Raw genomic sequence first — 20477 nt, 5'->3', positions numbered from 1 at the left:
GTCCTCCCGTGGCTCTCACCATCGGAATCGTCGGTCTCCCGAACGTCGGCAAGTCGACCCTGTTCAACGCCCTGACCAAGAACCAGGTCCTCGCCGCGAACTACCCCTTCGCGACGATCGAACCGAACGTCGGCGTGGTGAACCTGCCCGACCCGCGGCTCGACCAGCTCGCGACGCTCTTCGGGTCCGAGAAGACCGTGCCCGCGCCGGTGTCGTTCGTCGACATCGCCGGCATCGTCAAGGGCGCCAGCGAGGGGGAGGGGCTCGGCAACAAGTTCCTCGCGAACATCCGCGAGGCCGACGCCATCGCGCAGGTCGTCCGCGGCTTCACCGACGACGACGTCGTGCACGTGGCGAACAAGGTCTCGCCGAAGGACGACCTCGAGGTCATCAACACCGAGCTGATCCTCGCCGACCTCGAGACCATCGAGAAGGCGCTGCCCCGGTACGAGAAGATCGTCAAGCTCAAGCAGGCCGAGCCGATCGTGCTCGAGACCGCGCGCGCCGCGAAGGAGATCCTCGAGCAGGGCACGCTGCTGTCCGCCGCGACGATCGACCTCGCGCCGATCGCCGAACTCGGGCTGCTCTCGGCCAAGCCGTTCATCTTCGTCTTCAACGTCGACGAGGCGATCCTGACCGACGAGTCCCGGAAGGCCGAGCTCGCCGCGCTCGTCGCCCCCGCGCAGGCCGTGTTCCTCGACGCCCAGGTCGAGTCGGAGCTGATCGACCTCGACCCCGCCGACGCCGCCGAGCTGCTGGAGTCCACCGGGCAGACCGAGTCCGGGCTCGACCAGCTCGCGCGCATCGGCTTCGACACCCTCGGGCTGCAGACCTACCTGACGGCCGGGCCGAAGGAGTCGCGGGCGTGGACGATCGGCAAGGGGTGGAAGGCGCCCCAGGCTGCCGGCGTGATCCACACCGACTTCGAGAAGGGCTTCATCAAGGCCGAGGTCATCTCGTTCGAGGACCTCATGGCGACCGGCTCGATCGCCGAGGCGCGCGCTGCCGGCAAGGCCCGGATCGAGGGCAAGGACTACGTCATGCAGGACGGCGACGTGGTGGAGTTCCGCTTCAACAACTGATCGAGCGGGCGACCTGGGTGCGGTTGCGCGGGGTCAGACCGTCTCGAGCGCGTCCAGGTCCCACACCGGCGGCACGTACGCGCGTGACCACCCCTCGCGCAGCCGGGTGACCGCCCGGTCGAACGACTCGAGCAGGTCCATCTCCGGCCGGACCATCGACTGCAGCTGCAGTCCCTCGTAGGTCGCGAGCAGCTGCTCGGCGCCCCGCGCTGGCTCCATGGTGTCCGGCTCGCGCCCGACCTCGACGTCGTGCTGCAGCGCCTGCTGCACGAACGCGTGGAAGCGCCGCCACCGCACGTACAGCATCGGTGCGAGCGGGTGGTGCGGCGTCGCGGCGATGTTGAGCGTGGACGTCAGGAAGCGCATGAGCGACGGATCGGCCACGTTCGCTCCGACGATCGCGCGCAGGAACACGACGGTGCCGCTGCGCTCCGCGATCGGCATGAGCGGCAGGGTCCGCTGCTCGTTCCACTGGTCGATCGTCGCGAGCAGGAGCCCGTCCCACGTGGGGAACACCTCGGTCACGATGTCGATCGGGTGACCGGACTCCGTCGCGACGTGCTCGAACGCGACCTCGTGCAGGGCGCGGACGCGGAGCACGCGGATCATCGCCCCGACCACCTCGACTCGGAGGCGCGCGGCAGCATCGGCGGGGGCGACGGGGAGCATGTCACCAGTCCACCCGGTGTCCGTCCGGGGAGCTACCCCCAGAACAGGCCGTGCCCGAGTGGGGGACGAACCTGGGGACGCCCGGAAGTGGGGGCGTTGGATGGTGGCATGAAGTACGTGGTCTACGGAGACAACCGGGTGATGACCGGCACTGCGATCGCCGAAGCGGTGCTCGCCTACGCCGCTGCGCTCGGTGAGAACGGGACGACGGACATCGTCGAGATCCCGAGTGCCGACGCCGAGGGGTTCAGCACGACCGCTGAGGTCCTGCTCGGCCCGGCGTCGCAGATCATGGTCGAGGACGCACCCGACGACGAGCTCGAGCCGGAGGACGAGGACCTGGTCAACGAGCTGGTCCGTCGTACGGCTGCGGTCGGTGGGGGACGCTTCGCCGACGCCGCCTCGTCGCACTCCGACGAGCCCGAGGCGCGGAAGCTCCGCACGCAGCCGCCCACCCCCTGACCTGCCCCGGCGGGCGCCGTTCCGCTACGGTGTCGCCATGTCGTACGTCGTCGACTTCGTCACCGTCTCCACCGCGGGCCTGGAGTCCTCACCGCACGCCGAGGCCCTCGCCGGACTCCGGGCGAACGAGGCGCGGTACTTCCGGAACAAGTACGACCACGTCTTCACGACGGAGCCGGCGGCAGAGGTTCCCGAGCTCGTCGAGTACGTCGCCCGGATCCTGCGCGAGGAGCGGAGCATCGAGATCTCGTCGCCCGTGCTCGAGGCGACGCAGTTCGAGGTCGAGGGACTCCGGTGGACCTACGTGTTCCACGAGTCGGGCCTGTCGATCAACGTCCTCTACGCTCTCGAGCCCGGCGGGAAACGGGCGGTCGGCTTCAAGCTCTCCGACGGCATGGACGAGCCCGAGGAATTGAGCGCGTTCAAGTTCGCGCGGCAGCGGTCGAAGCTCGCCGGGACGATCCGCGGCTCGTACTTCGTCATCAAGAACGAGTACTGACCCGACGTCAGCCGACGACCGCCAGGATGACGGCCGGGATTCGGTGCTCCACGACGTCCCAGACGATCTCTTTCCTCGCGCGTCGGTAGTCGTGCGACAAGATGTTCCGAGTCCGGCGCACCGCTGCCAGCGAGAGATCTGCCGGGAGCATCGCGAGCCGGTCGTCCGGAAGGCGTCCCAGCAGATCATCGAAGTGGATGACGACGGCTTCGGCGGCGCGGTAGGTCAGGCTGCGTGCTTCGTCGAACTCCGAGCGGCCGCGGTCGACGATCATGGAACACTCCGCGAGCAGGTCCAACAGGCCGTCGCGGACGGCGGGCCAGCGATTCAGGTCCGCCGTGTGCGGATCTCGCGGACGCGGACGGAACCGTTCGTCGCTCACAACGGCACCGCCTCGTCGAGCACGTGCCGGAACGCGTCGTCACCGTCGAGGTCGTCGGTGAGCAGGTCGGTCGTGAATCCGGTGATCGTCTCGACCTCGTGGGCGAACCCACCGAGATCGAACAACGAGGCGTCCGGGGTCAGGGACACGAGCAGGTCGATGTCGCTGTCCTCGTGGTCCTGACCGCGCACAGCAGAGCCGAACACGCGGACGTTCGTGAGGTGGTGCCGTTCAGCGGCGCGCAGGATGTCGTCCGCGTACAACGCGAGCGGGATGCTCGGACGGACGCGGGCGGCGCGCAGCAGTCGTGCCAGCGTCTCACCGCGGGGTTGCTTGCGGCCACTCTCGTACGCGGAGATGGTCGGCTGCTGCATCCCGGCAGCCGAGGCGAGCGCGCTCTGCGACATGCCGACGTCCTCGCGCGCGGCACGCAGGAGGTCAGCGGCCCGATCGATGCGCATGGTCCGTCCCCATAGACCCGGACTATACCGGTCCCCGCTGGCCAGAGAACGCAGAGTCCGAACGGCCTCGCACACCGTTCACCTACCGTCGACGGGGACAGAGCGGGAGGGCACGTGAAGTACATCCACTACGACGCCAACCTGATCCTGACGGGGGACCTGATCGCCGACGCGGTCGTCGACTACGCAGCAGTGCTCGGCGCGAACGCCCGGACGGACGCGATCACGGTGCCGATCGTCGGCGACGACGGTTCGGTTTCCACCGCGCTCGTGCTCATCGGGCCGGCGAGCGAGCTCACGGTCACCGTGGCGCCGGACGACGAACTCGAGCCCGAGGACCCGGCGTTCATCCGCCGGCTCCGCGACGCCGCTCGGCGCGCTGGCCCCGCGGTCCCGGTGAACGCCGACGGCCGCGCGCACTTCCGCGGCGCTGACGACCGCTGACCCGGAGGCCAGACACGCGCAGCCCACTCGATGGAGCAGAAGACGTCGGGCGTCCCGCCAGGACTCGACGGTTGCTGCTCCATCGACGGGCAGGCGGGCAGGCGGGCAGGCAGTCTGACGGAGAAGGGCACCGAGGCCCGACACGACGAACGCCGCCGGCACGGAGCCGGCGGCGTTCGGTGTCGAGCGGGTGCGGTCAGGCCGCGAGGGCCAGTTCGCCCTGGTGGACGGACCCGGCGAGCAGGATGGTCCGGCTCGCCTCGCCCCGCCAGGAGCGTCCGGGGACGGTCCAGCCGGCCTCGCCGTCGACGGCCACGCGGGCGTCGCGGGTGACGAAGGTCCGGAGGTCGTCGGCCGGGATGCGGACGAGGTACTCGCGCTGCGAGCGGTCCTCGCGCACCGGGAACTCGGCGATGCGGTCGGGGGTGATCACGGGCGCCGCGAGTGCGGTCCCGGAGATGCTGATGCGGTCGATGGTGCTGGTCATGGTGGTGCGGTACTTCCTGGTCGTTCGGCGCCAGGGGCTCCCGGTGTCGGCACGGACGTCCCAGTCCGGCCCGACGCATCGGGGCGTGGCGCGCACGTCGTGTCTCGACGTGCAGCTCGTCCGTTCGGATCGAGCGGTGGTCTCGGTGGAATGCGATCCGGCGGATCGGTGTCGAGACGGTTCGGTGTGCGCGAGTCAGATGGGTTCGCTGCAGTTCACCAACCAGACACTATACGTCAGGTCGTGGGGAACGTCCAGCAAGATCCCACGCCCGCGCTGGGCGGGCACGACGTAACGCCGACGAAACGCCCCGCGCCCGTCCGTGAAACAGCACGTCGTTAGCGTGCGGATCACTGAGTACCCGCTCAGCCATCCCGCACCCGAAGGGCCTGCCTGCATGCAGCACCGAACCCTCCGGTGTCCCCGCGCCACGGTCGTCTCCGCGACGATCGCCGCTGCCGGGGCCATCGGCCTCAGCCTCCTCGTCGCCGCACCGGCGTCGGCGGCTCCGACCGCGTCCACCGTCCGCGTCGCGGCTCCGACGGCCGCGACCGTCGGTCAGCCGTTCGACCTCGACGTCACGATCCCGGCCACCACGGACGTCTACGCGTACGAGATCACCCTCGACGCCGACCCCGACGCGGTGTCGCTCGTCGACGACAGCGTCACCGGCCCGGACGGCGGCTTCGACCGCGCCGACCAGGACGCCGACGCGATCACGATCGTGCACACGCGGCTCGGCACCTCGCCGGCGCTGAGCGGTGACCTCGACGCCGGAGTGTCCCTCACGCCCGAGGCCGCCGGCGAGACGACCCTCACGGTCACGCGCGTCGTGCTCGTCGGATCGGACGGGTCGACCACGACCCTCGCCGACCCGGCCTCCGCCTCGGTCGCCGTCGCCGGGCCCTCGCCCAGCACGCCCCCGACGAGCGGCCCGACCGCCGGTGCTGACCCCACCGGCACCCCGACCAGCGAGCCGTCCGGCAGCGCCACGACGCCTGCCGGGGTCACGCCCGTCGGTACCGACGGCGGCCGACCGACCGGCGGCGCGCTGGCCTGGACCGGCGCCGACGTCCTGCCGTGGGCGGCCGCGTCGCTCGCACTCCTCGGCCTCGGTGCCGCCCTGTTCACCGTGCGCGCCCGTCGTGCACGCCGCGAGCGCGAGGGAGCCGCCGCATGACCACCACCGACAGCAAGCAGGCAGCCACCACCGACAGCAAGCAGGCAGCCGCCACCGACAGCAAGCGGGCAGCCACCGTCGGCAGCAAGCAGGCAGCACGGACCTCCCGGACGCGCACCGCCGCGTCCGGCGTCGCCCTGATCGCCCTCGTCGGCACGGCGCTCGCCGCCGCGCCCGCCCTCACCGCCACCGCCGCGCCGACGGTCGATGCGAGCCCCGCCGCGATGCTCGCGCCGTACTACACGCAGCTCGACCTGACCGGCGACGACCAGGTCACCCGTGACGACGTGGCACTCCTCACCGCCCACCTCGGCGCGACGAGCAGCACCGACCCCGACTGGTCGACGGTCGCGGCGGCGGACACCGACCAGGACGGCACGATCACCGTCGCCGACGTCGCCGCGCTCTCGCAGCGGATGATCTACGACGACGGCCCGTTCCAGCTCGTCGAGGCGTCGACGATCGACATGCAGGCCGCGATGAACGCCGGGGTCACCACCTCGGCCGCCATCACGCAGGAGTACCTCGACCGGATCGCCGCCTACGACCGCACCAAGGTCGACCCGGCGTCGACCGGCCGCCCGCTCAACTCGATCATCACGACGAACGCCGCCGCGCTGACCGCCGCGAAGGCCGCCGACGCCGAGCGTGCCGCGCACGGCATGACGAGCATGCTCCTCGGGGTCCCGATCGCCGTGAAGGACAACTACGACACCAAGGACATGCCGACCACCGGTGGCTGCGGCTGCTGGGACGGCAACCAGACCACCACCGACGCGACCATGGTCGCCGGGCTCCGGGACGCCGGCGCGGTGATCCTCGCGAAGGCCAGCCTGGACGAGTTCGCCTACGGCTTCGTGTCGGAGTTCTCGGCGGGCCAGCCGGCTGGCTCCTCGCTCCTCGTCGCGAGCCCGTACGTCACCGCGCAGAGCGCCGGCGGATCGAGCGGCGGCACCGGCGCGGCGATCGCGGCGAACCTCGCCGGCATCGGGTTCGGCACCGACACCGGCGGATCGATCCGCATCCCGTCGACCTACAACCAGCTGGTCGGCATCCGCCCGACCGTCGGCCTGACCAGCCGCGACGGGATCATCCCGCTCGCGCTGTCGCAGGACACCGGCGGGCCGATCGCCCGCTCCGTGACCGACGCCGCGGTGGCCCTCGACGCCGTCACGGGCGTGGACGCCGCCGACCCGGCGACGAGCGCGCAGGTCGGCAAGGTGCCCACGTCGTACACCGCGCCGCTCGACCCGACCGCGCTGCAGGGCGCCCGGATCGGCTACGTCACGAGCATGGTCGGCACGAACGCGACGACGAAGCGACTCTTCGACCAGTCGGTCGCCGAGCTGCAGGCCGCCGGCGCGACCGTCGTCCCGATCACCGCGACGACGGGCTTCAACCGCGTGCTCTCCGAGGGGAGCGGCAGCACGAACGAGTTCAAGCACGACCTGGACGAGTACGTGGCGAAGCACCTCGACCCCGACGTGAGTGCGCGGTCACTGCAGGGCATCCTCGACTCCGGCAGGTACGTCCCGAGCCGGAAGGCGACCTACGAGTCGCGGAACGCGGTCACCGACGCGCAGTACCAGGCGTGGGCGGGTCCGAGCGGTTCGCACACGACGCAGCTCGCGACCGGCAAGCAGCTCGTCACGCAGATGCTGCAGGACCAGGACCTCGACGCCCTCGTGTACCCGTCCGGGACGCCGTACGGCACCCAGTCGACGAACATGCGGCTCAGCCCGAACACCGGCATGCCGGCGATCACCGTTCCGATGGGCCAGGCCACGGCAGCGGACGGCACCGTCACCGGCGGCGGCGTGAACCTCGAGTTCCTCGGCCGTTCGTTCGACGAGGCCACGGTCATCGGACTCGGCTACGCCTTCGAGCAGGCGACGCACGCGCGCACCACACCGGCCCTCTACGGGCCGGTCGGCTGACCGGGAGCGGCCGTCGGTCGGTCGCTACGCGACCCCACACCGGACGGGAGGCGCGGCACCAGCTGGTGTCGCGCCTCCCGTCCGTCACGTGGCCGGGTGGTGACCGTCAGTTGAGGACGGGGGTGTCCTCGGGGACCACGCCGCCGCCGTAGAGGTCGGTCGCCAGGTCGCGGAGCGCGCGCAGCGCGACGCGCTGCGTGAGCGGGCCGTAGGAGATGCGTGCGACGCCGAGTTCCTGGTACTCGGCGGCGGGCAGGGCGCCCGGCAGGCCGATGACCGAGAGCTTGCCGCGTCCGAGGCCCGCGACGAGTCGCTCGACCACGTCGCGCTGGATCGCGCCGGGGACGAACACGAGCGCCGCGCCGTTGTCCAGGAAGGCCTTGCCGCGGGCGATCGCGTCCTCGATGCTCTCGTCGATCGGGCGGTCTCCACCGCGGGCGATCGCGTCCGTGCGGGCGTTGAGCTGGAAGTCGATGCCCTCGGCCTGGGCGGCGGCGGTGATCGCGGCGACGCGGGCCACGGCCTCGTCGAAGGGGCGGAGCCGGTCCTCGACGTTCGCGCCGACGATGCCCGCGCCGATCGCCCGCCGGATCGTCTCGGCCGGGTCCTCGTAGCCGTCGTCGAGGTCTGCGGTCACCGGCAGGTCGGTCGCGCTCGCGATCGTCGCGGCGCCGGCGAGGGCGACGTCGAGGGGCATCCCGCCGTCGTCGTAGCCGTGGCTCGCGGCGATCGAGTGCCCGGCGGTCGCGATCGCCTTCGTCTCCGGCAGGTCGCTGACGACCTTGGCGCTGATCGCGTCCCACACGTTCACGACGCGGAGGATCTCGGGGGCTTCGTGCAGCTGCTTGAGGGTGGTCGCCTTGTCGGCGGTGCTCGTGCTCATGACCCGAACCTACGGGCGGACGCCTGGCGGGGCCGGGAACGGCACCGCAGACGACGCGGGATGACGGTCGGACTCGCACCGTGCCTCCTCTCCGATGCATGCTGGGACGCATGGCTGACGACGAACAGGACCCGGTCGGCTCGCTCCGCGGGGTCCGCACGAGCATCAAGTGGACGCGGTACGCGCCCGACGTGCTGCCCCTGTTCGTCGCGGAGATGGACCACGACGTCGCGCCGGCGATCCGGCAGGCGCTGATCGAGCGCGTGCAGCAGTCCGACCTGGGGTACCTGGACGGACCGGGGCCGCTCGCGCCCGCGTTCGCGCAGTTCGCCCGCGAGCGGTGGGGCTGGGACGTCGACCCGGCACGCGTGCACCTGGCGACGGACGTCAGCGTCGGGATCGTCGAGTCGCTGCGCCTCGCACTGCCCGACGGTGGCCGCGTCGCCATCACGCCGCCGGTGTACCCGCCGTTCTTCGAGCTCGTCGAAGAAGCGCGATGTCAGGTCGAGGAGGTGCCGCTCGCCGAGCAGTGGGGCGTCTACCGGCTCGACCTCGAGGGGCTCGAGCGAGCGTTCGCCGACGGCGTCCGCGTCTTCCTGCTCTGCAACCCGCACAACCCGATGGGTCTGGTGCACGACCGGGCCGACCTGGTGGCGCTCGCCGAACTCGCCGCGCGGTACGACGTGCTCGTCATCAGCGACGAGATCCACGCGCCGCTGACGCACCCCGGCGTCCGCTTCACCCCGTTCGCGATGGTCGCCGAGGCCGCCGGTGCCCGCAGCGTCTGCGTGACGAGCGCGAGCAAGGGGTGGAACCTCGCGGGGGTGAAGTGCTCGGTGATCGTCGCGGGGGACGACCGGACCGAGGCGCTCCTCGACACGCTGTGGGAGGAAGTGGCCTGCCGGACGAGCATCCTGGGGCTGCACGCGAACCTCGCTGCGTTCACGCTCGCCACGGACTGGCTCGACGACGTCGTCGCGCGGATCGTGGCGAACGAGCGGCTGCTCGGCTCGCTGCTCGCCGAGCACCTGCCCGGGGTGGTCTACACGCGTCCGCGGGCCGGGTACCTGGCGTGGCTGGACTTCCGGGGGATCGGCCTGGGCGACGACCCGGCGGTGCCGCTGCGCGAGAACGCCTACGTGGCGCTGAACTCGGGCCTCGGGTTCGGGTCGCAGGGGCGGGGGTTCGCGCGGCTCAACCTGGCGTGCTCACCGGAGACCCTGCGCGAGGCGGTGTTCCGCATCGCGGCGGCGTACCCGTCGAGTGCGCAGGAGGGGTTGGTCTGGCACGTGGCGTGAGTGCCGGCGGCCTGGGCTGAGTCTCGGGCTGAGCGACGAGTCCCGCGGGCCGGCGCTCGAGTCTCGTCGCCGGGGCCGAGTCTCGGGCACGGGCTCGCGCGGCGAGCTCAGTCGTCGACGTACTGGTTGCGCCCGACGACGCGGATGCGCAGGTCGTCGTCGCGGTCCATGGCGAGGAACTCCCGCGCGACCGGGCCGACGGACGACCAGCGCAGGACCTCGGTGATCGGGGTCCCCTCGATGAACACCTGCCACACGCCGCGCTCGCGGACGGCCTGCACCTCGTACGTCGCCATGCCGCGAGCGTACCGGCTCACCGCAGGCGCTTCTCGTACCACCGCATGGTCGGGACGGTGCCGTCCGGCTTCGCCCAGTCCGCAGGGGACCGGTGGGTCAACCGCCAGCCGCGGCGTTCGTACAGCCGCCACGCGCCCGGGGTCTCCTCGGTCACGTCGAGCCGGAGGGTCGGCACGTCGGGGGCGTCGGCGGCGGCGTCGGCGGCGGGCTCGGCGGTCGCCTTGGCTGCGGCTGCGGCTGCGGCTGCGGCGGTGGCAGCTGCTGCTCCGGCGGCCGCTTCGGCGGTCGCGAGGAGGGCGTCGGCAATCCCGAGCCCGCGGTGGTCCCGGTGGACGACGAGCCGGGTGACCAGCGGGGCCGCGTCCGGGTCGGGAGCGGCCAGCCCGACGTGCCCGACCACGCTGCCGGACGACCATGCGGTCCAAGCGGCGAGGTGCCCGGGCGGCGTCAGCCACGACGCGGGGTCGTCGGGCCAGCGCGCCGGGTAGCCGTCCTCCCGGTGCGTGCGCCGGAGCACCTCGACCAGGTGCTCCAGGTCGTCGTCGCGGCGCGGTCGGATGTGCACGACCGCGACGCTACCGGGCCGGGGATCACACCAGGTCGAGCACCATGTGCACGTCGGCGCGGGCGTAGGGGCTCGGGGCGATCTCGTCATGTTCGAGGTGTCTGAAGCCGAACGCCTCGTACAGGTGCACCGCGCTCGCCAGGCGGCTGGCGCTCTCGAGTGCCACGCGCTGAGCGCCCAGGACCCTCGCCCGGTCGAGCGCTGCGGCGATGAGCTTCCTGCCGGTGCCGTGCCCCTGGTGCTCGGGTGACACCGCCATCTTGACGAGCTCGTACACGCGCTCGCCGACGGGCATCAGGCCGACGCAGCCGATCACCTCGTCGTCCAGGCGGGCGACGAACACCGCACCGCCGGGTTCGACGATGCGTCCGACCGGGTCGCCGAGGATCGCGCGGTCCTCGTCCTCGAGCGTGAAGTACCGCTCGATCCACGCTTCGTTGAGGGTCCGGAACGCGGTGGCGTCGGCGGGGGAGTCGAGTTCGGCGATGGTCAGGGTGGGCGTCGCTTCGGGCATGCCTCCATCCTCGACGGACGATGCAGTCACGTCCAATACTCGTTCGTGCACATCGATAATCTGACTGCATGGATGTCGACCTCCGTCACCTGCGCGCCTTCCTGGCAGTCGCGGACGAACTGCACTTCGGTCGGGCAGCGTCCCGACTGCGGCTCGCGCAGCCCGCCCTGTCGCAGCAGATCCGGCGCACCGAACGCGACCTCGGTGTCGACCTGTTCGTCCGGACCTCGCGCAGTGTGGCGCTGACGCCGGCGGGTCACGTGCTGCAGGGTCGGGCGAGGTCGCTCCTCGACCAGGTGGAGCGCGACCTGGACGAGGTCGTCCGGGTCGGTCGGGGTGAGGCCGGTCGGCTCGACGTCGGGTTCGTCGTCTCGGCGCTGCCCCTCGGGCCGATCGAGCGAGTCCAGGCGTTCCGGCAGCGGTACCCGCTCGTCCGCGTCGAGCTGTCCGAGGGCTACTCGTCGACGCTCCTCGCCCGGATCGTCCGCGGCGAGCTGGACCTCGCCGTCCTGCGGGATCCCGACCCGACGCCCGCCGTTCGCTTCCGGCCCTTCCGGTCCGAACCCTTCGTGGCTGCGGTCCCGCGCGGACACCGGCTCGCGGACCGGAAGGCGATCCGCGGCGCGGAGCTCGTGGACGACCCGTTCGTCTTCTTCCCCGCCGTCGCCGGTTCGGTCGCGACCGAGCGGAACCTCGCGCCCGTCGTCGTCGAGGGGCGCCGGCCGCGGGTCGTGCAGGAGGCGACGACCTGGGCGACCGTGCTCCACCTGGTCGGCGCGGGGCTCGGGGTCACGGTCGCGCCGGAGAGCGCCACGCTCGCCGCGCCGGACACGGTCGTGCTGCTCCCGCTGCGGGACGATCCGCACCGGAGCGAACTGGTGTGGGCCGTCCGGGCCGACGACGACCGCGAGATCCTCCGCAACTTCATCGCCGCGACGGAGCCCTGACCCGCGCGGTGCGCTGCCGAACCCGCACGGCGCCCGATGTCCGGGGGTCCGGATCGAACCAGGCACCCGACATCGAACCAGCGCGCGGGGCTGGTTCGATGTCGGATCGGTGGTTCGACACCGACCGACACCGACCGACACCGACCGACACCGACCGACACCGACCGCACCCGCACGGCGCCGACCACGCGCCGTCAGCCCACGCAGACGGACCGGACGCGCAGCGACAGCCCCTCGGCGGTCCCGCGGATGTCCGCGCTCGCGACGCCGTGCGGTGCCGGGTCGTCGGCGGTCCACTCGTCGAGTCCCATCGCCCGACCGCTCATCGCCAGTCCCGCGGCGGTCCAGGTCGCCGTGACCCGGTCGAACGGCACCTGCGCGTCCGGGTACCGGCTGTAGACGGGCACGAGGACGGTCGCCACGGCCCGCGTGCCCTGCTCGTTCCCCAGTGCCTCCCGACCCACCGCGCAGGGCTCGACGGTCGTCGTCACCGTGGCGTCGACCCCGGTCCGCGCCACGGACTCCGCCGCGAGGGACCGCACGGCCTCCGTCTCGGCGCTGACGTCCGCCGACACCCACGGCAGCGCCGGACCCTCGAGGTCCTGCGGCTCGGCGGAGCCGAGGGGGAGTCCGAGCAGACCCACGATCGTCGCACCGGTGCCGTCCGGCCCCGTCAGCGAGAACGCGGTGCGCGGGGTCACGCCGTCCTGGGCCGCCTCGTCCCGGGTGCCGGCGAGCACCGTCGCGGTGCCGCGCGGATCCGGGACGGCCGCGCGCAGGAAGGGGCGAGCGGGTCCACCGCGGTCGGTCCGGTCGTAGCGGGTCCCGACCTCCGACCGGACGTCGCGGGCTCCGGCCTGGTCGAGCGCTGCGAGCAGGGCGGCTCCGGGGTGCAGCGCGTCGACCTCGACCGAGGAGTCGCCCGCCACCACCGTCACGGTGCGGTCCCCGGCGTCGGTCCGGACCCGGCGGACGGTCTCCGTCCACGAGGGCAGGGCGTCCGCCTCGACCCGGGTGCCGTACCGGTCCGCGTCGACAATCCGGACGAACGACTCGGCGCGGAGCCGTGCCGCCGTGTCGACCAGGTCCGGGTCGACCGGGTCGACGACGACCGCGGCGCGACCGTCACCGGCGGGGACGGTGAGCCCGACGACGAGCGTCGTGCCGGGCACGGGTGACGGCCCCCGGTCCGACACCACGCCGCGCACGGCAGCGGCCACGTCGAGGTCGCTGGTCCGGGCACGCACGTCGACACGGGCGAGCCAGTGCGTCGGGTCGTCCTTCGCGTCGACCTGGTCGACGTCGCCCTCAGCCCGGGCGACGCCGGGCAGCGCACGGAGGTCGTCGAGCAGTGCGGCGAGCGCGTCCTCGGACCCCTTCGGCGACGGCGTCTCGAGGAACCCCCGGGTGCATCCGCCGAGCAGCAGCACCGTCACCAGGGCGAGCAGGGTGGCGAGGACGGTCGGCCGGATGGTGGTCACGGGCTGACCCTAGGAACAGCGCGCGGCCGCCAGCGGATCGTCGCCCCGCACTGTGCCCGGGGACACAGAGTCGGTCAGCCCGGTGGCAGCACCGCCGCCCGCTGGTCGCCGAGCTCGTCCTCCCGCCAGGGCCGGGCACCACGGAGCGTGAGCCCGAGCTGCACGAGCACGAACCCCACGTGCGGTTCGACGTCCGGGTCCCAGGCGCCCTCGACCCCGAGGCCGAACGCCCCGAGCTCGTCGTCGGCCTCGTCGCGCAGGCTCAGGCGCCAGCGGCCGTCACCGAGCTCCTCGACGACGGCCCAGCGAGCGGTGTCGAAGCGGCTCACGCGGTCTTCGCGACGTCCTCGGTGAAGTTCCGCACGCGCTGCTGCAGCGCTTCGCCGCGCATGGCGATCGTCGCCGGCGGGTTGAGGTGCGGCGGCGCGGTGCGGATGAGCATCGAGCACCCGAGGTCCTCGCAGATGTACGACCCGATGGTGTTCCCGTTGCGGCCGGACTCGCCGGCGCGCGCCGCGGAGAACAGGCGGACCTGGGTCGCGGGCTGCGGGGAGTGGCAGAACGAGCACATGGCCGCGATGCCGGGGCGGAGGGAGCCGCCGGCGGAGCGCACGACGATCCCGACGGGGCGGTCGTCGATCCAGGACACGATGTACCCCCGGCGCGCGGCCTGCGGGTCGCGCCAGCCGAGGAACTCGCGGTCGTCCCAGAGCATCTCGTGCAGCCCCGGGATCGGGAGCTGCTCGAGCTCGTCCGGGGTGGCGTTGACGAACGACGAACGGATGTCTGCTTCGGTCAGTGGCTTCACGGTGCTTGTCACCCTATGCCTCGCCCCCGACAGACGCCGTCACCCCAGCCTGGAGGCACGGATCGCTCCGAGCGCGCTCGTCCCGTCCGCCACGAGCACCGCCCGGCGCAGCGCGTCGCGTCCGACGCGACGTGCCGCCGCGTCGTCCGCCGCGAACTCGACGAGGACGCGCGTCGAGCGCGCCATGGCGCGCGCCCCGGGCACCCACGGGACCGCACGCTCGATCGACTCGGCGACCGCGACCGCCCACGCGTGGTGCTGGGTCAGGTGGGCGCGTTCGTGGGCGACCACCGCCTCCAGTTCGTCCGTCCGCAGCAGGTCCGCGAGCCCGGTGCTCACCAGCACCCCGCCGGACCTGCCGGGGACCGCGCACGCCAGTGCGTGGTCCGCCTCGACCAGCGCGACGCGCGTGCCGACGATCTCGCGCTGCGGTGCCGCGCCGGACCGTATGGCGTCGCGGACGGCCTCGTGCTCCGCCCCGGGGCGGACCCGCACCGCGACGACGAACGCGAGCACGCCGAGCAGGGCGACCCCGAGGTTCAGGCCGTGCGTGGGGGAGTCGCCGAGGCGCAGCGGATCGGTGAGCGGGCGGTCGGTCAGGACGACGAGGGCGATGCCGACCACGAAGCCGACCACGCCGAGCAGGACGGCGACCGACCACGAGACCAGGGCGGTCCGGGGGTGGTCGATGGTCCAGGCCGAGCGGGTCAGGACCCGCGGCGCGACGACCACCACGACGAGCGCGAGGGCGATGAGGGCGACTCCGGCGACGACCACGGGCGGCTCGGGATCAGGAGCGGGCTCGGGCGTCGAGGGCGCGGCGGAGGACGTCGAGGTCGTCCGAGGCGAGCGAGCCTGTGAACTGCAGCAGGGCGGCCTCGCGGTCGGAGGCGGCGGCGAGCGCGTTCGACATCAGCGAGGCGGTCTGCTGCTCGCGGCTGTGCGCGGCGCGGAAGGTCAGGGGCGCGTCGTCGTGCTCCTGTCGGTCCACCTGGCCCTTGCGGCCGAGCCGGTCGAGCACGGTGAGGACCGTGGTCAGCGCGGGGCGCGGCTCGCGGAACGCGTCGAGGACCTGGCGGGCGGTGAGCCCGGCGTCCGCGTCGGCGGCCCTGTCGTCGTCAGCGGCCCACAGCGCCTCGAGCACCGCCTGTTCGAGCTGCCCGCGGGGGCGCGATCGCTGTCCTGCCACCGGTGCATTCTACGAGACGTCGAAGCCCCGGCTGCGACACATGCCGGAAACGCGGTGTCGGTACACTCGGCACCGGACAACTGAACACCGGCCGCTCATCCGTCGCGGGAGACGTCGTGCGGTGCCCACGGGCACGCGCGACACCGAAGGAGCAATCCCCCCCGCCAATCTCTCAGGTCCCACACCGCTGCGGACAGGCCACTCTGAAAAGCAGACGACGTGCCCCCGCCGGGTGGTCCGCCGTCTCGCCCACGGTGAAAGCCGCCGGACCTCACGGGCCGCGGTGAAACTCTCAGGCCCATGACAGAGGGGGAGTTCCGCCCGACGATGGCCGTCGGGTCCTGCCGATGCCAGGAGAACTCCCTCATGCGTTCCTCGCCACTCGAGTCCGCCCACGAAGCCGCGGGCGCCTCCTTCACCGACTTCGCCGGGTACCGGATGCCCGTGCGCTACTCCTCCGACCTCGCCGAGCACCACGCCGTCCGCACGGCCGCGGGGGTGTTCGACCTCTCGCACATGGCCGAGGTGGGGGTCACCGGTCCGCAGGCGGTGGCCTTCCTCGACCACGCGCTCGCCGGCTCCTTCGGCGCGATGCCGGTCGGCCGGGCGAAGTACTCGTTCCTGCTCGCCGAGGACGGCGGCATCCTCGACGACCTCGTCGTCTACCGCACCGGCGAGGACGTGTTCCTCGTCGTCGCGAACGCCGCGAACCGGTCCGTCGCCGTGGACGCGCTGACCGCCCGCGCCGCCGGGTTCGACGTCGAGGTCTCCGACGACTCGGACAGCACCGCGCTCGTCGCGATCCAGGGGCCCGCCGCCGCCGGGACGCTCGACGCGCTCGTCGTCGCCGACCGCCTGCAGCCGGAGACGCCGCTCGACGAGCTCCGGTACTACCGGGTGCTCCACGCGCTGTTCGACGGCGCCGAGGTCCTCGTCGCCCGCACGGGCTACACGGGCGAGGACGGCTTCGAGATCTACAGCGACACCGACGTCGCGACGGCGATCTGGGACGCACTCCTGGACGCCGGCGCCGACCGCGGTGTCGTCCCGGCGGGGCTCGCCGCGCGCGACACGCTCCGGCTCGAGGCCGGCATGCCGCTGTACGGGCACGAGCTCGACACCACCGTGCGTCCCGACCAGGCCGGACTCGGCCGGGTCGTCGCGACCTCGGGCTCGTTCGTCGGGGACGCCGGTGTGCAGCCCGCCGACGACGTCCCGGTGCTCGTCGGACTCGTGACCGAGGGTCGTCGCGCTCCCCGCGCCGGCTACGACGTGCTGCACGACGGCACCGTCGTCGGGACCGTCACCTCCGGGGCGCTCTCCCCGACGCTCGGGCACCCGGTCGCGATGGCCTTCGTCGACCCGGCCCTCGCCACCGAGGGCACCGTCCTCCACATCGACGTCCGCGGGACCGCCGTCCCCAGCACCGTCACCCCGTTCCCCTTCTACCGCCGCACTCCGAGAGGCTGAGCCCGTGACCGACCAGACCGCACTCCAGTACACCGCCGACCACGAGTGGATCCTCGTCGAGGGCGACACCGTCACCGTGGGCATCACCGACCACGCCGCCGAGCAACTCGGGGACGTCGTCTACGTCGAGCTCCCCGCCGTGGGCACCACCACGACCGCGGGTGAGCAGATCGGCGAGATCGAGTCCACCAAGAGCGTCGGCGAGCTCTTCGCGCCGATCGAGGGGCAGGTCATCGCGGTGAACGACGCCGTCGTCGACGCCCCCGACACCGTGAACCAGGACCCCTTCGGCGCGGGCTGGCTCGTCAAGCTCAAGGTCGACGGGACCTCCTTCCCCGAGGACCTCATGGACCACGACGCGTACCGGGCCTCCATCGCATGACGACCGCCGACCAGAACCTGCAGACGTCCTTCGCCGACCGTCACATCGGCACGACGGCCGCCGACCAGCGCACCATGCTCGAGACCGTCGGGCAGCCGTCGCTCGACGCGCTCGTCCGCACCGCGATCCCTGAGTCGATCCACGCCGTCCCGGTCACGCACTCCGCGATCCCCGCTGCGGTCGGCGAGACCGAGGCCCTCGCGGAACTCCGTGCCAAGGCCGGGCGCAACACCGTCCGCCGCGCGATGATCGGCCTCGGCTACCACGGCACGCACACACCCGCGGTGATCCAGCGGAACGTGCTCGAGAACCCGAGCTGGTACACGGCCTACACGCCGTACCAGCCGGAGATCTCGCAGGGCCGGCTCGAGGCGCTCATCAACTTCCAGACGATGGTGTCCGACCTGACCGGTATGGCAACCGCGGGCGCGTCGATGCTCGACGAGGGCACCGCCGTGGTCGAGGGCATGCTCCTCGCCCGCCGCGCGTCGAAGGTCAAGGGGGACGCGTTCCTCGTGGACGCCGACCTGCTGCCGCAGACCCGTGCGCTCCTCGACCACCGTGCGGACGCCGTGGGGATCGCCCTGCGCACCTTCGACGCGGTCGACGGCCCCACCGACGAGCAGCTCGACGGCGCGTTCGGGGTCGTCCTGCAGTACCCCGGAGCCTCCGGACGCATCGTCGACCCGACCGCCACCATCGAGCGCGTCCACGCGGGCGGCGGCATCGCGGTCGTCGCCGCGGACCTGCTCGCCATGACGCTGCTCGCCAGCCCGGGGGACCTCGGCGCCGACGTCGCCGTGGGCACGAGCCAGCGCTTCGGCGTCCCGCTCGGCTTCGGCGGCCCGCACGCCGGCTACCTCGCCGTCCGTGCCGGTCTCGAGCGCCAGCTGCCGGGCCGACTCGTCGGGGTGTCCTTCGACGCCGACGGACAGATGGCCTACCGCCTCAGCCTGCAGACCCGCGAGCAGCACATCCGCCGCGAGAAGGCGACGAGCAACATCTGCACCGCGCAGGTGCTGCTCGCCGTGATGGCCTCGATGTACGCCGTCTACCACGGGCCCGAGGGGCTGCGCTTCATCGCCGACCGGGTCGCCCGGACGACGACGGCGCTCGCCGACGCGGCACGTGGTGCCGGACTCCAGGTGGTGCACGAGGCGTTCTTCGACACCCTCACCCTCCGCGCGCCGGGTCGGGCCGGTGCGATCGTCGACGCCGCCCGGAGCGCCTCGTACCTGCTGCACCGCGTCGACGCCGACACCCTCCAGGTGTCCGTCGACGAGACGACCACCCCGGACGACGTGACGGCCCTCGCCGTCGTGTTCGGTGCCGTGGACGCGACCGTCCCCGGGACGGAGACCGCCGTCCGGGACGCAGCCACGGGCCTCCCGTCCGCCCTGCTGCGCAGCAGCGAGTACCTGACGCACCCCGTCTTCAGCGCGCACCGCAGCGAGACCCGGATGATGCGGTACCTGAAGCACCTGTCCGACAAGGACTACGCGCTCGACCGCGGCATGATCCCGCTCGGCAGCTGCACGATGAAGCTCAACGCGGCGACCGAGATGGCGGCGGTGACCTGGCCGGAGTTCGCGAACGTGCACCCGTTCGCCCCGCGCGAGGACGTCGCGGGGTACCTCGACATGATCGGCGACCTCGAGACCTGGCTCGCCGAGGTCACCGGCTACGACACCGTCTCGCTGCAGCCCAACGCGGGCAGCCAGGGCGAACTCGCGGGCCTGCTGGCGATCCGCGGGTACCACCGGTCGAACGGCGACACCGAGCGGACCGTCTGCCTGATCCCGTCGAGCGCCCACGGCACCAACGCGGCGTCGGCGGTGCTCGCCGGGATGCGCGTGGTCGTGGTGGCGTGCGACGACGACGGCAACGTCGACCTCGACGACCTCCGCGCCAAGACGGCGCAGCACGCGGACACGCTCGCGGCGCTGATGATCACCTACCCGTCCACCCACGGCGTCTACGAGCACGACATCCGCGAGGTCTGCGACGCCGTGCACGACGCCGGCGGTCAGGTCTACGTCGACGGCGCGAACCTCAACGCCCTGCTCGGGCACGCGCGCTTCGGCGACTTCGGCGGCGACGTGTCGCACCTGAACCTGCACAAGACCTTCTGCATCCCGCACGGCGGCGGCGGCCCCGGTGTCGGCCCGGTCGCGGCGAAGGCGCACCTCGCACCGTTCCTGCCCGGCCACCCGATGGCCCAGCAGGACGACCGTCGGACCGGCACGACCGCGGAGGCGGCCGACGGGCGCCTCGCGCATGCCGGCGGTCCGGTGTCGTCGGCGCCGTACGGCAGCCCGAGCATCCTGCCCATCACGTGGACCTACGTCCGGATGATGGGGCTCGAGGGGCTGACCCGCGCGACCGAGGCTGCCGTGCTCGGCGCGAACTACGTCGCGGCACGGCTGCGGGACGCGTTCCCGGTGCTCTACACGGGCGCCGACGGGCTCGTGGCGCACGAGTGCATCCTCGACCTGCGGCCGCTGCGCGACAGCACGGGCATCACGGTGGACGACGTCGCGAAGCGGCTCGTCGACTACGGGTTCCACGCGCCGACGATGTCGTTCCCGGTCGCCGGGACGCTCATGGTCGAGCCGACCGAGAGCGAAGACCTCGCCGAGCTCGACCGGTTCGTGGACGCCATGCTCGCGATCCGGGCCGAGGCGGCGGCCGTCGAACGAGGGGAGTGGCCGGCGGACGACAACCCGCTCGTGCACGCCCCGCACACGGCCTCGTCGGTGATCTCGGGGGAGTGGGCGCACGCCTACACCCGGGAGCAGGCGGTCTACCCGCTGCCCGGCATCAGCGCGCGGAAGTACTGGCCGCCGGTGCGTCGCATCGACCAGGCGTACGGGGACCGCAACCTGGTGTGTGCGTGCCCGCCGATCGAGGCGTTCGCCTGACCGTTCCCCCGATCCAGCAGAGCAGGTAGCGTGTGCCCCGTCCGGTCCGTCCGGGCGGGGCACGCGTGCGTCCGGGTCCGTCCCGGCGGCCGGAAAGGTCGGAGCGCTCCACGTCCCGC

The 20477-nt window shown here is 72.6% G+C and carries 24 protein-coding genes and 1 riboswitch; of the genes, 11 read left to right on the top strand and 13 right to left on the bottom strand.

Annotated elements, in window-relative coordinates; all coding sequences use genetic code 11:
* Positions 1-8: 8 nt before the first annotated feature.
* Positions 9-1082, top strand: a complete 1074-nt coding sequence (gene ychF / locus HUN58_RS07705; protein WP_114848934.1) for a redox-regulated ATPase YchF — start codon at positions 9-11, stop codon at positions 1080-1082.
* A 33-nt stretch (positions 1083-1115) separates the two neighbouring features.
* On the opposite strand, the gene HUN58_RS07700 is transcribed toward ychF, so the two are convergent.
* Positions 1116-1751, bottom strand: coding sequence for a TetR family transcriptional regulator C-terminal domain-containing protein (locus HUN58_RS07700; protein ID WP_058742760.1), 636 nt, complete (start codon positions 1749-1751; stop codon positions 1116-1118).
* A 108-nt stretch (positions 1752-1859) separates the two neighbouring features.
* Between HUN58_RS07700 and HUN58_RS07695 the strand changes: the two genes are divergently transcribed.
* A complete protein-coding gene (locus tag HUN58_RS07695) occupies positions 1860-2213 on the top strand; it encodes a hypothetical protein (RefSeq protein ID WP_058742759.1) in 354 nt (117 codons plus the stop codon).
* A gap of 37 nt (positions 2214-2250) precedes the next feature.
* Positions 2251-2712: a phage tail protein gene (locus tag HUN58_RS07690; RefSeq protein WP_141860546.1), complete on the top strand. Its 462-nt coding sequence runs from the start codon at positions 2251-2253 to the stop codon at positions 2710-2712.
* Positions 2713-2719: 7 nt separating this feature from the next.
* On the opposite strand, the gene HUN58_RS07685 is transcribed toward HUN58_RS07690, so the two are convergent.
* Together HUN58_RS07685 and HUN58_RS07680 are read right to left on the bottom strand one after the other, a co-directional pair.
* Positions 2720-3094: a HepT-like ribonuclease domain-containing protein gene (locus HUN58_RS07685; protein ID WP_180225588.1), complete on the bottom strand. Its 375-nt coding sequence runs from the start codon at positions 3092-3094 to the stop codon at positions 2720-2722.
* A complete protein-coding gene (locus tag HUN58_RS07680; protein WP_058742756.1) occupies positions 3091-3555 on the bottom strand; it encodes a helix-turn-helix domain-containing protein in 465 nt (154 codons plus the stop codon). Before HUN58_RS07680 ends, HUN58_RS07685 begins: the two co-directional genes overlap by 4 nt.
* A 114-nt stretch (positions 3556-3669) precedes the next feature.
* On the opposite strand from HUN58_RS07680, the gene HUN58_RS07675 reads away from it, so the two are divergent.
* Entirely contained in the window at positions 3670-3999 is a 330-nt protein-coding gene (locus HUN58_RS07675; protein ID WP_058742755.1) for a hypothetical protein, read from the top strand.
* 196 nt (positions 4000-4195) lie between these two features.
* Here the strand turns inward: HUN58_RS07675 and HUN58_RS07670 are convergent, their stop codons facing one another.
* A complete protein-coding gene (locus HUN58_RS07670; protein WP_144802489.1) occupies positions 4196-4486 on the bottom strand; it encodes a hypothetical protein in 291 nt (96 codons plus the stop codon).
* Positions 4487-4883: 397 nt separating this feature from the next.
* Between HUN58_RS07670 and HUN58_RS07665 the strand changes: the two genes are divergently transcribed.
* Positions 4884-5666 (top strand): cohesin domain-containing protein, encoded by a 783-nt coding sequence (locus HUN58_RS07665; protein WP_180225587.1) that lies wholly within the window; start codon positions 4884-4886, stop codon positions 5664-5666.
* Complete coding sequence (locus HUN58_RS07660; RefSeq protein WP_254631643.1) at positions 5663-7603, top strand: amidase family protein; 1941 nt, start codon at positions 5663-5665, stop codon at positions 7601-7603. The genes HUN58_RS07665 and HUN58_RS07660 overlap by 4 nt, the downstream gene beginning before the upstream one ends.
* A 106-nt stretch (positions 7604-7709) precedes the next feature.
* Here the strand turns inward: HUN58_RS07660 and HUN58_RS07655 are convergent, their stop codons facing one another.
* A complete protein-coding gene (locus tag HUN58_RS07655) occupies positions 7710-8486 on the bottom strand; it encodes an isocitrate lyase/phosphoenolpyruvate mutase family protein (RefSeq protein ID WP_058741962.1) in 777 nt (258 codons plus the stop codon).
* A gap of 110 nt (positions 8487-8596) precedes the next feature.
* Here HUN58_RS07655 and HUN58_RS07650 point away from each other — a divergent pair, with 110 nt between their 5' ends.
* On the top strand, positions 8597-9784 hold the full coding sequence (locus tag HUN58_RS07650; protein WP_229666756.1) for a MalY/PatB family protein: 1188 nt from the start codon (positions 8597-8599) through the stop codon (positions 9782-9784).
* A gap of 107 nt (positions 9785-9891) precedes the next feature.
* On the opposite strand, the gene HUN58_RS07645 is transcribed toward HUN58_RS07650, so the two are convergent.
* Genes HUN58_RS07645 through HUN58_RS07635 form a run of 3 tightly spaced genes read right to left on the bottom strand, consistent with a single transcriptional unit; the run spans position 9892 to position 11160 of the window.
* Positions 9892-10080: a hypothetical protein gene (locus HUN58_RS07645; RefSeq protein ID WP_069711663.1), complete on the bottom strand. Its 189-nt coding sequence runs from the start codon at positions 10078-10080 to the stop codon at positions 9892-9894.
* A gap of 17 nt (positions 10081-10097) precedes the next feature.
* Positions 10098-10646 (bottom strand): GNAT family N-acetyltransferase, encoded by a 549-nt coding sequence (locus HUN58_RS07640; protein WP_180225586.1) that lies wholly within the window; start codon positions 10644-10646, stop codon positions 10098-10100.
* Positions 10647-10671: 25 nt separating this feature from the next.
* Entirely contained in the window at positions 10672-11160 is a 489-nt protein-coding gene (locus HUN58_RS07635) for a GNAT family N-acetyltransferase (protein ID WP_058741967.1), read from the bottom strand.
* A 68-nt stretch (positions 11161-11228) separates the two neighbouring features.
* Here HUN58_RS07635 and HUN58_RS07630 point away from each other — a divergent pair, with 68 nt between their 5' ends.
* A complete protein-coding gene (locus HUN58_RS07630; protein WP_180225585.1) occupies positions 11229-12107 on the top strand; it encodes a LysR substrate-binding domain-containing protein in 879 nt (292 codons plus the stop codon).
* A gap of 194 nt (positions 12108-12301) precedes the next feature.
* Here the strand turns inward: HUN58_RS07630 and HUN58_RS07625 are convergent, their stop codons facing one another.
* The 5 genes from HUN58_RS07625 to HUN58_RS07605 form a co-directional block, all read right to left on the bottom strand.
* On the bottom strand, positions 12302-13588 hold the full coding sequence (locus tag HUN58_RS07625; protein ID WP_114848946.1) for a hypothetical protein: 1287 nt from the start codon (positions 13586-13588) through the stop codon (positions 12302-12304).
* Positions 13589-13662: 74 nt separating this feature from the next.
* Positions 13663-13917, bottom strand: a complete 255-nt coding sequence (locus tag HUN58_RS07620; RefSeq protein ID WP_058741970.1) for a hypothetical protein — start codon at positions 13915-13917, stop codon at positions 13663-13665.
* Positions 13914-14396, bottom strand: a complete 483-nt coding sequence (locus HUN58_RS07615; protein ID WP_058741971.1) for an FBP domain-containing protein — start codon at positions 14394-14396, stop codon at positions 13914-13916. The genes HUN58_RS07620 and HUN58_RS07615 overlap by 4 nt, the downstream gene beginning before the upstream one ends.
* Positions 14397-14435: 39 nt before the next feature.
* Positions 14436-15173 carry a M56 family metallopeptidase gene (locus tag HUN58_RS07610; protein WP_114848947.1) on the bottom strand — a complete coding sequence of 246 codons (738 nt, stop codon included), beginning with the start codon at positions 15171-15173 and terminating at the stop codon, positions 14436-14438.
* Positions 15174-15186: 13 nt separating this feature from the next.
* A complete protein-coding gene (locus HUN58_RS07605) occupies positions 15187-15585 on the bottom strand; it encodes a BlaI/MecI/CopY family transcriptional regulator (RefSeq protein WP_114848948.1) in 399 nt (132 codons plus the stop codon).
* Between the two features lie 95 nt (positions 15586-15680).
* A riboswitch (glycine riboswitch) is annotated at positions 15681-15782 on the top strand.
* A 169-nt stretch (positions 15783-15951) separates the two neighbouring features.
* On the opposite strand from HUN58_RS07605, the gene gcvT reads away from it, so the two are divergent.
* The 3 genes from gcvT to gcvP are packed head-to-tail and all read left to right on the top strand — an operon-like array spanning position 15952 to position 20358.
* On the top strand, positions 15952-17055 hold the full coding sequence (gene gcvT / locus HUN58_RS07600; RefSeq protein WP_180225584.1) for a glycine cleavage system aminomethyltransferase GcvT: 1104 nt from the start codon (positions 15952-15954) through the stop codon (positions 17053-17055).
* A gap of 4 nt (positions 17056-17059) precedes the next feature.
* Complete coding sequence (gene gcvH / locus HUN58_RS07595; protein ID WP_114848950.1) at positions 17060-17437, top strand: glycine cleavage system protein GcvH; 378 nt, start codon at positions 17060-17062, stop codon at positions 17435-17437.
* Complete coding sequence (gene gcvP / locus HUN58_RS07590) at positions 17434-20358, top strand: aminomethyl-transferring glycine dehydrogenase (RefSeq protein WP_114848951.1); 2925 nt, start codon at positions 17434-17436, stop codon at positions 20356-20358. The genes gcvH and gcvP overlap by 4 nt, the downstream gene beginning before the upstream one ends.
* Positions 20359-20477: the final 119 nt, after the last annotated feature.

Source organism: Curtobacterium sp. Csp1 (genome assembly GCF_013347185.1).
The sequence above is the reverse complement of the archived record's forward strand: the minus strand, read 5'-3'. Positions and strand labels throughout refer to the sequence as shown.

Coding starts and splice junctions, on each gene's coding strand:
- HUN58_RS07645 (WP_069711663.1), bottom strand. CDS start 10,080: ATGGCGACGTACGAGGTGCAGGCCGTCCGCGAGCGCGGCGTGTGGCAG.
- HUN58_RS07695 (WP_058742759.1), top strand. CDS start 1,860: ATGAAGTACGTGGTCTACGGAGACAACCGGGTGATGACCGGCACTGCG.
- HUN58_RS07665 (WP_180225587.1), top strand. CDS start 4,884: ATGCAGCACCGAACCCTCCGGTGTCCCCGCGCCACGGTCGTCTCCGCG.
- HUN58_RS07670 (WP_144802489.1), bottom strand. CDS start 4,486: ATGACCAGCACCATCGACCGCATCAGCATCTCCGGGACCGCACTCGCG.
- HUN58_RS07650 (WP_229666756.1), top strand. CDS start 8,597: ATGGCTGACGACGAACAGGACCCGGTCGGCTCGCTCCGCGGGGTCCGC.
- gcvT (WP_180225584.1), top strand. CDS start 15,952: ATGCGTTCCTCGCCACTCGAGTCCGCCCACGAAGCCGCGGGCGCCTCC.
- HUN58_RS07660 (WP_254631643.1), top strand. CDS start 5,663: ATGACCACCACCGACAGCAAGCAGGCAGCCACCACCGACAGCAAGCAG.
- HUN58_RS07635 (WP_058741967.1), bottom strand. CDS start 11,160: ATGCCCGAAGCGACGCCCACCCTGACCATCGCCGAACTCGACTCCCCC.
- gcvP (WP_114848951.1), top strand. CDS start 17,434: ATGACGACCGCCGACCAGAACCTGCAGACGTCCTTCGCCGACCGTCAC.
- HUN58_RS07630 (WP_180225585.1), top strand. CDS start 11,229: ATGGATGTCGACCTCCGTCACCTGCGCGCCTTCCTGGCAGTCGCGGAC.
- HUN58_RS07680 (WP_058742756.1), bottom strand. CDS start 3,555: ATGCGCATCGATCGGGCCGCTGACCTCCTGCGTGCCGCGCGCGAGGAC.
- HUN58_RS07700 (WP_058742760.1), bottom strand. CDS start 1,751: ATGCTCCCCGTCGCCCCCGCCGATGCTGCCGCGCGCCTCCGAGTCGAG.
- HUN58_RS07655 (WP_058741962.1), bottom strand. CDS start 8,486: ATGAGCACGAGCACCGCCGACAAGGCGACCACCCTCAAGCAGCTGCAC.
- HUN58_RS07690 (WP_141860546.1), top strand. CDS start 2,251: ATGTCGTACGTCGTCGACTTCGTCACCGTCTCCACCGCGGGCCTGGAG.